This is a genomic window from Kocuria oceani (genome assembly GCF_029524215.1).
Taxonomy (GTDB): domain Bacteria; phylum Actinomycetota; class Actinomycetes; order Actinomycetales; family Micrococcaceae; genus Kocuria; species Kocuria oceani.
Genome location: NZ_JARAMH010000002.1, coordinates 136,184 through 148,856, shown reverse-complemented (window position 1 = coordinate 148,856; position 12,673 = coordinate 136,184). Strand labels below are relative to the sequence as shown.

The 12,673-nt window shown below is 74.5% G+C and carries 9 protein-coding genes and 1 tRNA gene; 3 read left to right on the top strand and 7 right to left on the bottom strand.

Annotation, left to right across the window (positions count from 1 at the left end; translation table 11 throughout):
- Positions 1–152: 152 nt before the first annotated feature.
- The 4 genes from PU704_RS02620 to PU704_RS02605 all read right to left on the bottom strand — a co-directional run bounded on the left by PU704_RS02620 (position 153) and on the right by PU704_RS02605 (position 4,117).
- Entirely contained in the window at positions 153–1,205 is a 1,053-nt protein-coding gene (locus PU704_RS02620) for a uroporphyrinogen decarboxylase/cobalamine-independent methonine synthase family protein (RefSeq protein WP_277550022.1), read from the bottom strand.
- A complete protein-coding gene (locus PU704_RS02615) occupies positions 1,202–1,603 on the bottom strand; it encodes a chorismate mutase (protein ID WP_047802252.1) in 402 nt (133 codons plus the stop codon). The genes PU704_RS02620 and PU704_RS02615 overlap by 4 nt, the downstream gene beginning before the upstream one ends.
- Before the next feature lie 10 nt (positions 1,604–1,613).
- A complete protein-coding gene (mnmA, locus tag PU704_RS02610; RefSeq protein ID WP_277550021.1) occupies positions 1,614–2,810 on the bottom strand; it encodes a tRNA 2-thiouridine(34) synthase MnmA in 1,197 nt (398 codons plus the stop codon).
- 101 nt (positions 2,811–2,911) lie between these two features.
- The gene (locus PU704_RS02605; protein ID WP_277550020.1) at positions 2,912–4,117 is read right to left on the bottom strand and encodes a cysteine desulfurase family protein; all 1,206 of its coding nucleotides are present in this window, start codon (positions 4,115–4,117) and stop codon (positions 2,912–2,914) included.
- A 58-nt stretch (positions 4,118–4,175) separates the two neighbouring features.
- Here PU704_RS02605 and PU704_RS02600 point away from each other — a divergent pair, with 58 nt between their 5' ends.
- Positions 4,176–4,643 (top strand): tRNA (cytidine(34)-2'-O)-methyltransferase, encoded by a 468-nt coding sequence (locus tag PU704_RS02600; RefSeq protein WP_047802255.1) that lies wholly within the window; start codon positions 4,176–4,178, stop codon positions 4,641–4,643.
- Between the two features lie 22 nt (positions 4,644–4,665).
- Here the strand turns inward: PU704_RS02600 and PU704_RS02595 are convergent, their stop codons facing one another.
- The gene (locus tag PU704_RS02595) at positions 4,666–6,102 is read right to left on the bottom strand and encodes a S1C family serine protease (protein WP_277550019.1); all 1,437 of its coding nucleotides are present in this window, start codon (positions 6,100–6,102) and stop codon (positions 4,666–4,668) included.
- 297 nt (positions 6,103–6,399) lie between these two features.
- Here PU704_RS02595 and PU704_RS02590 point away from each other — a divergent pair, with 297 nt between their 5' ends.
- Both PU704_RS02590 and PU704_RS02585 read left to right on the top strand, forming a co-directional pair.
- A complete protein-coding gene (locus PU704_RS02590; RefSeq protein WP_277550018.1) occupies positions 6,400–8,457 on the top strand; it encodes a TPM domain-containing protein in 2,058 nt (685 codons plus the stop codon).
- A gap of 118 nt (positions 8,458–8,575) precedes the next feature.
- Positions 8,576–9,319 (top strand): PspA/IM30 family protein, encoded by a 744-nt coding sequence (locus PU704_RS02585; RefSeq protein ID WP_277550017.1) that lies wholly within the window; start codon positions 8,576–8,578, stop codon positions 9,317–9,319.
- A gap of 163 nt (positions 9,320–9,482) precedes the next feature.
- Here the strand turns inward: PU704_RS02585 and PU704_RS02580 are convergent.
- Both PU704_RS02580 and PU704_RS02575 read right to left on the bottom strand, forming a co-directional pair.
- A tRNA-Met gene (locus PU704_RS02580) sits at positions 9,483–9,559 on the bottom strand.
- A 46-nt stretch (positions 9,560–9,605) separates the two neighbouring features.
- Positions 9,606–12,587, bottom strand: coding sequence for a UPF0182 family membrane protein (locus tag PU704_RS02575; RefSeq protein WP_338130209.1), 2,982 nt, complete (start codon positions 12,585–12,587; stop codon positions 9,606–9,608).
- Between the last annotated feature and the right edge of the window lie 86 nt (positions 12,588–12,673).

The window sequence follows — 12,673 nt, the reverse complement described above, 5'->3', positions numbered from 1 at the left end:
CTGGGATCGGGCGGGCCCGCCGGAGGCGGCTCCTGCCGTGGCCCCGGGAGGTCCGGGGCACCGTGCTGGACCGGGGTCCACCTGCATTGTCCCTGATCCCGGCCGGGGCGCGCACCTCGGCGCGCAGTGTGTCGGCTGCCACGGGTGCCCCCTCAGGCCTCGGCCGCGGTGCGGGCGAGGGCCGAGGCGGTCCCGGTGACGCGGGAGAGGACCTCGCGCACCCCGTCGGGGCCCAGGGCGAGGAGGTCCTCCCGGGGCGTGATGCGCACGCGGTCCAGGACCGCCGCGGGCAGCCCCAGGTCGCGCCAGATGCCCCACACGGCCGCCGCGAGCGCGTCGGCGCCGGCTCCGGCGGGGGGCACGGGGACGAGGCCGAGCCACAGCTCGGTGCCGTCCTCCACGAGCGCGGCGAGCGGTTCCCAGGCGCGGGCGGCGCCCTCCGGGGCGGTCAGCTGGACGGCGTCGGCGCCGGCCTCCGGGGCCAGCCGGGGGTCGACCCCGGGGGGCAGCCGCAGCGCGACGGCGGCGGCCCCGGCCTGGCGGCAGGCCTCGACCACGGCGGCCAGCGAGGTCCGGGCCTCCGTCGCGGGCACGGCCCGCAGGGTGCGGTAGCCGCTCATCGTGGGCAGGGTGCCCGCGAGCACCTGCGCGAGGTCCGGCTCGTCCAGCTGGACGACGACCTCGCGGCCGGGCGCCGCGGCCCGCACGGCGTACACGTGCGCGGCGACCCCGGAGGCCAGGGAGTCGCGCAGGTCGCGGCGGGCGCCGTGGTCCTTGAGGGCGCGCTCCCCCGCGTGCAGGTGCAGCCGGGCGGCGAGGGTGAGCGGACCGAGCAGCTGGGTCTTGACCGGGGCGTCGTCACCGCCGCTCTCGGCGCCGATCACGTCGGCGAGGACGTTGACGTCGCCGGCCAGCAGGGCCCGGGCGGCCCGGGAGTCCTTGCCGGGGACCCCGGAGACGCGCAGCCCGTGCGGCTGGCGGTCCGCGTGGAGCTCGTCGAGCACCGCGGCGGTGCGGGCCACCGGGTCCGCGGCCGGTCCGCGGGCGGGCAGGGACGGCAGGAAGGAGAGGTGCGGGGCGCCGAGCTCGCCGCGCAGCAGCGTGACGGTCTCCACCACGTCGGTGCCGGGCATCGCGCCCAGGGCCGTGCCCACGACGTGCGGGACGTCCGGGTCGGTGCGCCGGGGGTCGGGTGCGCGGTTCACGACTCGTCCGGGTCCTGCCGCCGGTGGTCCTCGGAGATGGCCACGTGGTGGCGGATGACCTCGCTGATGATGAAGTTCAGGAACTTCTCCGCGAACTCCGGGTCCAGCTGGGCGGAGGCGGCGAGAGCGCGCAGCCGGCCGATCTGGGCCGTCTCGCGGTCCGGGTCCCCGGCCGGCAGGCCGTGGGTGGCCTTGAGCACCCCGACGCGCTGGGTGGCCTTGAACCGCTCGGCGAGCAGGTGCACCAGGGCCGCGTCGATGTTGTCGATGGTGCCGCGGATGGACTGCAGCTCGGCGAGCACCCGGGGGTCCGCCTCGCCCCGCAGCGAGGACGCCGCGGGGTCGAAGTCGTGGTGGGCACGGACGTCGGCGGAGGCGTGGGGGTGCGGAGCGCTCATGCCCGCCAGTCTATCGGCCGGCGCCGGGCCCGCTCGCGACGTCGGGGCGGGCCAGCGAGTGCGCCCGGTCCACGGTGGCCTGCCCGAGCACGCGGGTGCCCTGGTAGAGCACGACGGACTGCCCGGGGGCGACCCCGCGCAGCGGCTCCTCGAGCCGGACCACCAGCTCGGGCACCGGGGCGCCGCCGGCCCCCTCGACGAGCTCCAGGTGCGCCCGGGCGGCCACCGGGTCCCCGTGCGCACGGACCTGCGCCCGGACGGGGAACGACGACGACACCTCCCCCGCCGCGGCACCGGGCCGCAGCACCGGCGCCGCCTCGGGCACGGGCGCCCCGGCCCAGGAGGGGCGGATCCCGCGCAGCTCGTCCACGGCGAGCATCGACTCCGGGCCCACGACGACCTCGTTGGTCCTGGGCCGGATCTCCAGCACGAAGCGCGGCTTCCCGTCGGGGGCGGGGGTGCCGATCCGCAGGCCCCTGCGCTGGCCCACGGTGAAGGCGTTGGCCCCGGGGTGGGTGCCGACGACGGTGCCCTCGACGTCGCGGATCTCGCCCTCGCGCATCTCGATGCGCTCGGCGAGCCAGCCGCGGGTGTCGCCGTCGGGGATGAAGCAGATGTCGTGGGAGTCGGGCTTCTGCGCCACGGACAGGCCCCGCCGGGCCGCCTCGGCCCGCACCTCGGCCTTGGACGGGGTGTCGGCCAGCGGGAGCAGCACGTGCTCGAGCTGCTCGGCGGTGAGCACCCCCAGCACGTAGGACTGGTCCTTGGCCCAGTCCGCGGCCCGGTGCAGCTCCCGCCGGCCGTCGGCGTCCTGGACGACCTTGGCGTAGTGGCCGGTGCACACGGCGTCGAAGCCCAGGGCGAGGGCCTTCTCCAGCAGAGCCGCGAACTTGATCTTCTCGTTGCAGCGCAGGCACGGGTTGGGCGTGCGCCCGGCGGCGTACTCGGCGACGAAGTCGTCGACGACGTCGGCCTGGAAGCGCTCGGAGAAGTCCCACACGTAGTAGGGGATGCCCAGCACGTCGGCGGCGCGCCACGCGTCCCGGGAGTCCTCGATCGTGCAGCAGCCGCGGGAGCCGGTGCGCAGGGTGCCGGGGGTGCGGGAGAGGGCCAGGTGCACGCCCGTGACGTCGTGGCCGGCGTCGACGGCCCGGGCGGCCGCCACGGCCGAGTCGACGCCGCCGCTCATGGCTGCCAGTACTCGCACGGTCGGGTCCTTCCCCTGCGCGGGGGCAGGTGGGTCGGGATCGGGGGTCGTGGGCTCAACGACCCGGTGCCGGGGCCTATTCCCGGCCCGGGGGTGCGGGCTCAGCCCGGGGGCGCCCCGGAGAGCCCGGCGCGCCGGGCCCGGGCGTGGACCCCGGGCAGCGCGTCGAGCAGGGCGTCGACGTCGGCCTCGGTGCTCGTGCGCCCCAGGCTGAAGCGCTGGGCACCGCGGGCCGCGGCCTCGTCGAGGCCCATGGCCAGCAGCACCGAGGACGCCCGGGGCACCCCGGCGTGGCAGGCCGAGCCGGTGGAGGAGGCGATCCCGGCGCCGTCGAGCAGGAACAGCAGCGAGTCCCCCTCGCACCCCGGGAAGGTGAAGTGGGCGTTGCCGGGCAACCGGGCGCCCGTGTGCTCCGGGTCCTCCGGTCCGCGCAGCACGGCCTCCGGCACGGCCCGCCGCACGCCCTCCACCAGGCGGTCGCGCAGGGCCGCGAGCCGCTCGGCCTCGTCCGCCCGCTCGGCCACGGCCTCCCGGGCCGCGGCCCCGAAGCCGGCGAGCGCGGCGGCGTCGAGGGTGCCGGAGCGGATCCGGCGCTCCTGCCCGCCCCCGTGCTGGACGGGGGCGAGCCCGACCGCGCGCCCGGCCACGAGGGCTCCCGCGCCCACCGGACCGCCCACCTTGTGCGCCGAGACGGCCAGCGTGGTCAGCCCGGGCAGGTGCGCGTCGACGGGCAGGGAGCCGAAGGCCTGGACGGCGTCGCAGTGGAAGGGGACGCCGAACTCCTCGGCGAGCGCGGACAGCTCCGCCACGGGCTGGACGGTGCCGACCTCGTTGTTGGCCCACATGACGCTCAGCAGCGCCACGGCGCCGGGGTCCCTGGCCAGCTCCGCCCGGACCGTCACCGGGTCCACCCGGCCCGCGGCGTCGACGGGCAGGTGCACGGGCTCGGCACCCTCGTGGGCGGCCAGCCACTCCACGGTCTCGGCGACCGCGGCGTGCTCCACCGAGGAGACGAGGATGCGGCGGCGGCGCGGGTCGGCCTCCCGGCGGTGCCGGTACAGGCCCTGCACGGCCAGGTTGTCGGCCTCGGTGCCCCCGGAGGTGAAGATCACCTCGACGGGGTCCGCGCCGAGGGCCGCGGCGACGTCGTCGCGGGCCTGCTCGACCACCGTGCGCGCCGACCGCCCGGCCCGGTGCAGCGAGGAGGGATTGCCGCCGCGGGCCAGCTGCTCGGTGACCGCGGCGAGCGCGGAGGGCCGGAGGGGCGCGGTGGCGGCGTGGTCGAGGTAGACGGGACGGTGCGGCACGCCCTCCAGTCTAGGCCGCCGGACCGGGCGCCGGCCCGGCGTCCGTAGACTGGCGGGCATGCTCCGCATCCTCTTCCACACCCCCGAGATCCCGGGCAACACCGGCAACGCGATCCGTCTGGCCGCCGTCACCGGGGCCGAGCTGCACCTCGTGGAGCCCCTGGGCTTCGACTTCGGCTCCGCGCACCTGCGCCGGGCCGGCCTCGACTACCACGACCTCGCCGTGCTGACCGTGCACCCGGACCTGGAGACGGCGTGGGCGGCGCTGGCCCCGGAGCGGGTCTTCGCCTTCACCACGGACGGGGAGCTGGCGCACACCGACGTCGCCTACCGCCCCGGCGACGTGCTGCTGTTCGGCCGCGAGTCCGTGGGGCTGCCCCCGGAGGTCAAGGCGGACCCGCACGTCACCGCGCGGGTCCGGATCCCGATGCTGCCCGCCCGCCGCTCGCTCAACCTCGCGAACTCGGCGTCCATCGCCGTCTACGAGGCCTGGCGGCAGCTGGGCTTCGCCGGCGCCGGCCGGTAGCCCGGCCGGCGCGCGCACCGGATCAGGACTGCTCCGCGGCGTCCCCGACGGTCACCTCGACGGTGCGCTCCTCGCCGTCGCGCAGGAACGTCATGCTGCCGGTCCCGCCCGCCGGCAGCTCCCGCACGGCGGCGGTGAGGGAGTTCGCGTCCTCGATCCGGTGCCCGTTGAACTCGGTGACGACGTCGTCGACCTCCAGCCCGGCCTCGTCGGCCGGCGAGCCGGGGACGACCTCGCGCACCACGGCGCCGTCGGAGAACGCCCGGCTCTGCCCGTCGGCGGCGGGCGCGGCGCTGACGCTCGTGCCGAGGTAGCCGTGGCTGGCGGTGCCGTCCGCGATGATCTCCTCGGCCACGCGCCGGGCGGTGTCGACCGGGATCGAGAAGCCGACGCCGATGTTGCCGGCCTCCGTGCCGGCCCCGGCCGAGGCGATCGCCACGTTGATCCCGATCACCTCGCCGTCGGTGTTGATCAGCGGACCGCCCGAGTTGCCCGGGTTGATCGCGGCGTCGGTCTGCATCACGTTGAGGTAGACCGACGCCGCGGCGCGCTGCGAGCCCCCGCCCCGGCCCTCCTCGTCGGGGAGGTCGAAGAAGAAGTTGTTGCCGTCGCCCTGCTCGGAGCCGCCCTCGGAGGGCGTGGACGGCGCGGCGGAGGAGGCCACGGCGATGGTGCGGTTCAGGGTGGAGACGATGCCGTCGGTCACCGTTCCCGCGAGCCCGAGGGGGGCCCCGATCGCGATCGCCGTGTCGCCCACGTTGACGTCGTCCAGGGAGCCGAGGGTCGCCGGCGTCAGGCCCGGGACGTCGACCTTGAGCACCGCGAGGTCGGAGAGCGGGTCCGTGCCGACCACGGTGGCCGGGTGGACGCTGCCGTCCTCGAGCTGGACCTCGATGCCGGGGTCGCTGGCCGTGCCGTCGAGCGTGACCACGTGCGTGTTGGTCAGGATGTGGCCCTCGTCGTCGAGGATCACGCCGGAGCCGGAGCCGGACTGGCCGCCGCCGGAGGCGGAGATCGTCACCACCGACGGGGAGGCCTTGAGCGCCGCCGCGGTGACCGCGTTCACCTCGTCCTGGTCGTTGACGATGATCGACTCCGACGTCGAGCCGCTCGTCACCGGAGCGGTGCCGCCTCCGTCCAGCAGGGCGTCGGTCCCCACGGCCGCCCCCGCTCCCACGAGCGCGGCGAGCGCCATCCCGGTGACGAGCGCGCCCGCCGAGAAGCCCCGGCGCCGGCCGGGACGGGCCCCCTCGGACCCGTCCCCGCCGCCGCTCCCCCACCCGGGCTGCGCGGCAGGCTGTCCGGGTCCGGGCTGCGCGGCCCCGTAGACGGGCCGGGCGCCCGGTGCGGGTGCGCCGGCGGGCGGCCAGGGAGCCTGGGACGGGCGGTCGCCGACCGGCGGGATCGGCTGGGTGTGCTGGGTCTCGGCGTCGAAGCGCGGGTCGCGGGGCTCGGACATGGGGGCTCTCCTCCTGGGAACGGCCGGGCCCGGCCCGCCGGGAAGGGCGGTACGGGCGGATCTGCTCCCCAGTATCCCGGTCGGCACTGAAACGACGCTGAGAGCCCTCACCATCGGCCAGGAGCTGCCCGGGAACAGCCCGGAGATGGCCCGGACGAGTTCTGGGCACCACCCGGACATCCGCGGTGCAGTCGACAGCCCCCTTTCGATTTCGCCCTGCGCGTAGGAAACCCGTCGTCCGGGACGGCGCCGCGGCCCCGCCCTAGAATCGGGACCACCGACCTCGTGAGGGAGATCATGCACTGGTGCCCCGTGTCCCGCCGCACCGCCGCCGGCTGCGGCCTGGCGCTCGCCCTGCTCGTGCCCGTGGGGGCGGCCGTCGCCGAGCCGCCCGTGGACGTGCCCCCGGGCGAGCGCATCGTCGACGACTCCGGGGTGCTGCAGGACCCCGCGGCGCTGGAGGCGGACGTGCGCGACCTCGCCACGGAGGAGGGCGTCAACCTCACGACGGTGTTCGTGGACACGTTCACCAGTCCGACCGCGCCCGACGCGTGGCTGGAGGAGTTCGCCGCGCTCAACGGCTTCGGCAGCTCCGACGCGGTGCTGGTCGTGGCCACCGAGGACCGCCAGGCGCGCTTCGCGGCCTCCTCCGCCGGCCCCCTGGACCAGGCGCAGCAGGAGCGCATCTACCGCGAGCACATCTCCCCCGCCCTGTCCTCCGGGGACTGGGACGGCGCGGTCCGCGGAGCGGTCGAGGGCATCGACGCCGAGCTCGGCGGCACCGGCGGCGGCGGCGAGGAGGGTGCCTCCGGCGCCGGTGCGGGCGCGGGCATCCTGGGCCTCGGCGCCCTGGGCCTGGGCGGGCTGGCCGTCTACGGCATCGCCTCCCGGAACAAGAAGCGCCGGCAGCGCGGGCACCCGCAGGACGGCCGGCCGGCCGCGCAGGAGCACCCGGCCGGCCCCTATCCGGACGTGCCGGTGCCCGAGCTGCGCAAGCGCGCCGGGACGCTGCTGGTGGCCACCGACAACGCGATCCAGCACTCCGAGCAGGAGCTGGCCTTCGCCCAGCTGCAGTACGGGGACGAGCAGGTGGAGCCCTTCCGCCGTGCCGTCCAGGACGCCAAGAAGCACATGCAGGCCTCCTTCGCCCTGCAGCAGCAGCTCGAGGACCACATCCCGGACACCGAGGAGCAGCAGCGGGCCTGGCTCGCCGAGATCATCGCCCGGTCGCAGGACGCCCAGCGCCCCCTCCAGGAGCACCAGAAGGCCTTCAGCTCCCTGCGGCAGCTGGAGACCCGGGCCCCGGACGCGCTGGCGGACGTCCAGCGCGAGGCCGAGGCCGTGCGGCCCCGCTTCGGCACCGCCGACGCCCGGCTGCGCGAGCTCGCCGGCCGCTACAACGACACCGCGCTCGCCCCGGTCCGCGACAACATCGACCAGGCCCGCGACCGCCTCGACTTCGTGGGCGCCGCCGTGGACGAGGCCCGCGAGGAGCTCGCGGCCGGCCGCACGAGCGACGCCGTGGTGGACATCCGCGCGGCCGAGGAGGGCGTGGGCCAGGCCCGGGGCCTGCTCGACGCCGTGGACCACGCCGCCACCGAGCTCGCCGCCGCCGAGGAGTCCCTCCGGGACGCCGTGACGATCGCCCAGCGGGACGTCGCCGAGGCGGACGCCCTCGTCCGGCGCGGGTCCAACCCGGAGCTGGCCGGGGCCGTGGCCGGGGTCGCCGCCGTGCTGGGCACCGTCGAGGAGCAGATGCGCGCCGGGCGGATCGACCCGCTCGGGCTCAGCCGCCGGCTGGCCGTGGCCAAGGACGAGCTCGACAAGGGGCTCGCCTCCGTGCGCTCGCAGAACGACCGCGACCGCTCCGCGCGGGAGACCCTGGCCCACACCCTCGTCTCCGCGCAGGCCCAGGTCAGCTCGGCCAGCGAGTACATCTGGGCCCGCCGCGGCGGGGTGGGACCGGAGGCCCGCACCCGCCTCGCCGAGGCCGAGCGCTGCCTGGAGGCCGCCCAGCAGGCACGGCAGTCGCAGCCCTCCGAGGCCGTCGGCTACGCCAACCAGGCGATCCGGCTCGCCGGCGAGGCCCAGTACGCCGCGCAGCGCGACGTGGAGTCCTTCTCCTACGGCGGCTTCGGCGGGCCGATGGGCATGGGCGGCTACCGGGGCCGGTCCAACAGCGGGCTCGGCGGGGCGATGCTCGGCGGGATCCTGCTCGGCTCCATCCTCAACGGCGGCGGCGGCTTCGGCGGGGGCGGATTCAGCGGCGGCGACGGTGGTGGCGGCGGGTTCGGCGGCAGCTTCGGCGGTGGCTTCGGGGGCGGCTTCGGCGGCGACATCGGCGGCGGGTTCTGAGCGCCGCCGCCCGCCCGGACCGCGGCCCGCCCGGCCAGGACCACGACCGCCACGACGACCACGACCGTCCGACGATCCGGGAGACCCCTCCCGGCAGCACCAGAGGAGAGAAGGAACGATGATCAAGCAGTCCATCTTCGGCCGCATCGCCCAGCTCGCGAAGGCCAACATCAACGCCATGATCGACGCCGCCGAGGACCCGCAGCTCATGCTGGACCAGATGGTGCGCGACTACACCGAGAACATCCGGGAGGCCGAGGCCGCCGTCGCCCAGACCATCGGCAGCCTCCGCCTGCTCGAGCAGGACCACGCGGAGGACGTGCGCGAGGCCCAGGAGTGGGGCAACAAGGCCCTGGCCGCCTCCAACCGGGCCGAGGAGTTCCGCGCCTCGGGCAAGGCCTCCGAGGCCGAGAAGTTCGACAACCTCGCCAAGGTGGCCCTCCAGCGCCAGATCCAGTACGAGACGGAGGCGCGGGGCACCGAGCCGCAGATCCAGTCCCAGACCCAGGTCGTGGACAAGCTCAAGGACGGGCTCAACAAGATGCGCGGGAAGCTCCAGGAGCTGTCCAACAAGCGCGACGAGCTCAACGCCCGGCAGAAGTCCGTCCAGGCGCAGTCGCAGGTCCAGGACGCCATCAAGGCCTTCGACGTGCTCGACCCGACCAGCGAGGTCTCCCGCTTCGAGGACAAGATCCGCCGCGAGGAGGCCCGCCTGCTCGGCCAGCAGGAGCTCGCCTCCTCCTCCCTCGACGCGCAGTTCGAGTCCCTGGAGGCCCTGGGCCAGCAGAGCGAGATCGAGGCCCGGCTGGCGGCGCTGAAGTCCCGCAACGCCGAGCGGATCGTCTCCTCCGAAGAGGTCTGACGGGCGGCTGCCCCGCACGCCGGAGGCCCCACGGCCGTGCGCCGTGGGGCCTCCGCCGTACCCGGGGGCCGTGCGCTGCGCCGCCCCGCCGGGTGCCGGGATGACGACGACCACGGCGGACACGGCGAAGGCCCCCGGACCGTTACGGTCCGGGGGCCTTCCGTGGTTGCGGGGGCAAGATTTGAACTTGCGACCTCTGGGTTATGAGCCCAGCGAGCTACCGAACTGCTCCACCCCGCGGCGACAGGTACGACTATACGTGCCGCGGGGTGGAGCCGCAAACCGGCTACTCGGCGGGCTCCTCGGCGGGCTGCTCGGGGGCCAGCGCGCCCTCGGCCTCCGGCTCGACGACGCCGTCCGCCTCGAGCGCCCGCTCGATGGCGTCCTGCAGCCGCTGCTGGGCCTCCCCGTAGGCGGTCCAGTTGCCGTCCGCGAGCGCCTGCTCCGACTCCTGGATCGCCCGGTTGGCCTCCAGCAGGGCGTCGTCGAGACCACCCGCAGGGGCCTCGCCGTCCGCCGGGGCCTCCCCGTCCGGGGACTGCGCCTCGGCGTCGTTCACGCCGGCGCCGGCGGAGGTCTGGGCGCCGGAGTCGCCGCCGAAGACCTCGTCGAGCGCCTCCTCCAGGGTGGGCGCGAAGCCCACCTCCTCGCCGAAGCCGACGAGCACGCGCCGCAGCGTGGGGTACGCGGCGTCGCCCGAGGACTGCACGTAGACCGGCTGCACGTAGAGCATGCCGCCGCCGGCGGGCAGGGTGAGCAGGTTGCCGTTGATCACCTCGGACGCGCCCTGGCGGAGCAGGTTCAGCTCCGTCGAGACGTCGGTGTCCGAGTTGAAGAGGTTCTGCGCCTGGCCGGGCCCGGGCACCACCGAGGAGCGCGGGAGCTCGAGCAGGCGCAGCGTGCCGTACTCCTCGCTCTTCACGCCGTCCTCACCGGTGCCGGCGTCGGAGTTGGCCGAGAGGTACCCGTACATCACGTTGCGGGTGTTGCCCGTCTCCGACTGCTGCGGGATGAAGGACGTGGTGAGGGAGAAGTTGGCCTCCTCCTCACCGGGCATCCGCATCGACAGGTAGTACGGGGGCAGCGCGACCTCGGAGTCCTGCGTCGGGTCGTTGGGCACCGACCAGACGTCGTCGTTCTGGTAGAAGCTGTTCGGGTCCGTCACGTGGTAGCGGTTGAGCAGCTCGCGCTGGACCTTGAACATGTCCTGCGGGTAGCGCACGTGGGCCATCAGCTCCGCCGACATCTCGGAGTAGGGCTTGAGCGTGTCCGGGAAGACGTTCTGCCACGCCTTCAGCACCGGGTCCTGGTCGTCCCAGGCGTACAGGGACACCGAGCCGTCGTAGGCGTTGACCGTGGCCTTGACCGAGTTGCGGATGTAGTTCACCCGCTCCGGCGGCAGGGTCGCGGCCGCGCCCTGGGCCGTCTGGGCGTCCTGCGTGGCCTCGTCCAGCACCGACGGCGTGGAGTACGGGTAGGCGTCGGAGGTGGTGTAGGCGTCGACGATCCACTGCACCTGACCGTCGATGATCGCCGGGTACGGCGCGCCGTCGACCGTCAGGTAGGGGGCGACCTTCTCGATCCGCTCGCGCGGGTCCCGGTCGTACAGGATCTGGGACTCCGGGCGCACGGCGTCCGACAGGAGCAGGTCGGAGGACTGGAACTTGATGCCGTAGGCCAGGCGGTTGAAGAAGTTGCCGATGCTGGGCCCGCCGTTGCCGGCGAACGTGGTCTTGGCGTCCCCGGCCTCGTCCCCGGCCGTCTGCGGGCGGTCGAGCTCGAGCGGCTCGTCGCCCTCCCCGCCGCCGACGATCGAGTACATCGGGGAGTTCTCGCCGAAGTAGATGCGCGGCTCGTAGTCGTCGGAGATGACGCCTCGGGAGGGGATGCCGGCCTGCATGAACTGCGGCTTGCCGTCCGCCTCGACCCGGCTGCCGTAGGCCGCGACCACGCCGTAGCCGTGGGTGTAGACCACGTGCTGGTTGTACCAGCCCTGGTTCTGGTCCGGGTTCAGCTCGCGCGTGGCGATGACCGTGTCCTGGACCTCGCCGTCGATCTCGTACCGGTCCACGTTGAGGGTGTCGGGGAACTGGTAGTACGGGCGGAACTGCTGCAGCTGGGAGAACGCGGAGGAGACCACGTTGGGGTCCAGCAGGCGGATGTTCGACGTCGTCTCGGTGTCCTGGCGCAGCGCGCCCTGCTCGGTCTGGGTGGTGGCGTCGTAGGGCATCACCTCGGCCGCGTCGAGCCCGTACGCCGAGCGGGTGAGCTGGATGTTGCGCTCGATGTACTGGCTCTCCAGGGCCTGCTCGGTCGGGAGGACCTGGAAGCGCTGGACGATCCACGGGTAGATCCCGCCGGCCACGACCGCGACCACGAGCAGCATGGCCGTGCCGATCACCGGCAGTCGCCAGCGGCCGATGACGGACGCCACGACGAACAGGACCGCGACGATCAGGGCCGCCGCGGCGAGGATCGCCTTGGTGGGGATCACCGCGTTGACGTCGGTGTACAGCGCGCCGGTCCACTCCCCGGAGGTCGACTGCAGGGTGGAGTAGCGGTCCAGCCAGAAGTTCGCCGCCTGCAGCAGCAGGAACAGCGCGGCCAGCACGCCCAGGTGCACCCGGGAGGCCCGGGTGGTGGACAGGCCGCGCTCGGTGATCCGGATGCCGCCGTAGACGTAGTGCATCAGGATCCCGGCGACGCCGGCCAGCAGGACGGCCGAGACCAGGAAGCCGATGAGGAAGCGCAGGAACGGGAGGGTGAAGACGTAGAAGCCCAGGTCGAGGCCGAACTGCGGGTCCTCCTGGCCGAACGGCTCCTGGTTGAGGAACAGCAGGACCGTGTCCCACTGGGTCATCGCCGTGCTCGCCGCGAAGAGCCCGAACAGCACCGGCACGACGATCATGACGATCTTGCGGACCGGTTCGAGGGCCTCCTGGTAGCGGCGCAGGTTGTCGTCGACGATCGACTCGGCCGTGATGGGCCGGCTGCGGTAGGCGAGGAACAGGCTCGCGAACATCAGCGCGGCCACGAGCACCGCGGAGACCACGAAGATCGCGATCTTCGTGGCGTTCTCGGTGAAGAACACGCTCAGGTAGCCCAGGTGGTCGTACCACAGGACGTCGGTGTAGAGCTGGGTCAGCCCCACGAAGGCGGCCACGAGGACGAGCACGATGACGACGGTCGGCCACAGCGCACCCCGTTTCCGCCGCTGTCCTGCTGGCTGCTGCCTCGGTGGTCGGGGGGCTGTGGGTCCGGCGGTCACTGGTTACCTCTGCATTTCGCGTCGATCGTCAGATGTGGTGCGTCAGGTCGTGGGTGGTGCACTGCTCCGGGCGGGATCGGGTCCGC

What these genes read in the sequence shown, in the direction of transcription:
- PU704_RS02615 (WP_047802252.1), bottom strand. Translation starts at nt 1,603, where the DNA reads ATGAGCGCTCCGCACCCCCACGCCTCCGCCGACGTCCGTGCCCACCAC.
- PU704_RS02600 (WP_047802255.1), top strand. Translation starts at nt 4,176, where the DNA reads ATGCTCCGCATCCTCTTCCACACCCCCGAGATCCCGGGCAACACCGGC.
- PU704_RS02595 (WP_277550019.1), bottom strand. Translation starts at nt 6,102, where the DNA reads ATGTCCGAGCCCCGCGACCCGCGCTTCGACGCCGAGACCCAGCACACC.
- PU704_RS02590 (WP_277550018.1), top strand. Translation starts at nt 6,400, where the DNA reads ATGCACTGGTGCCCCGTGTCCCGCCGCACCGCCGCCGGCTGCGGCCTG.
- PU704_RS02585 (WP_277550017.1), top strand. Translation starts at nt 8,576, where the DNA reads ATGATCAAGCAGTCCATCTTCGGCCGCATCGCCCAGCTCGCGAAGGCC.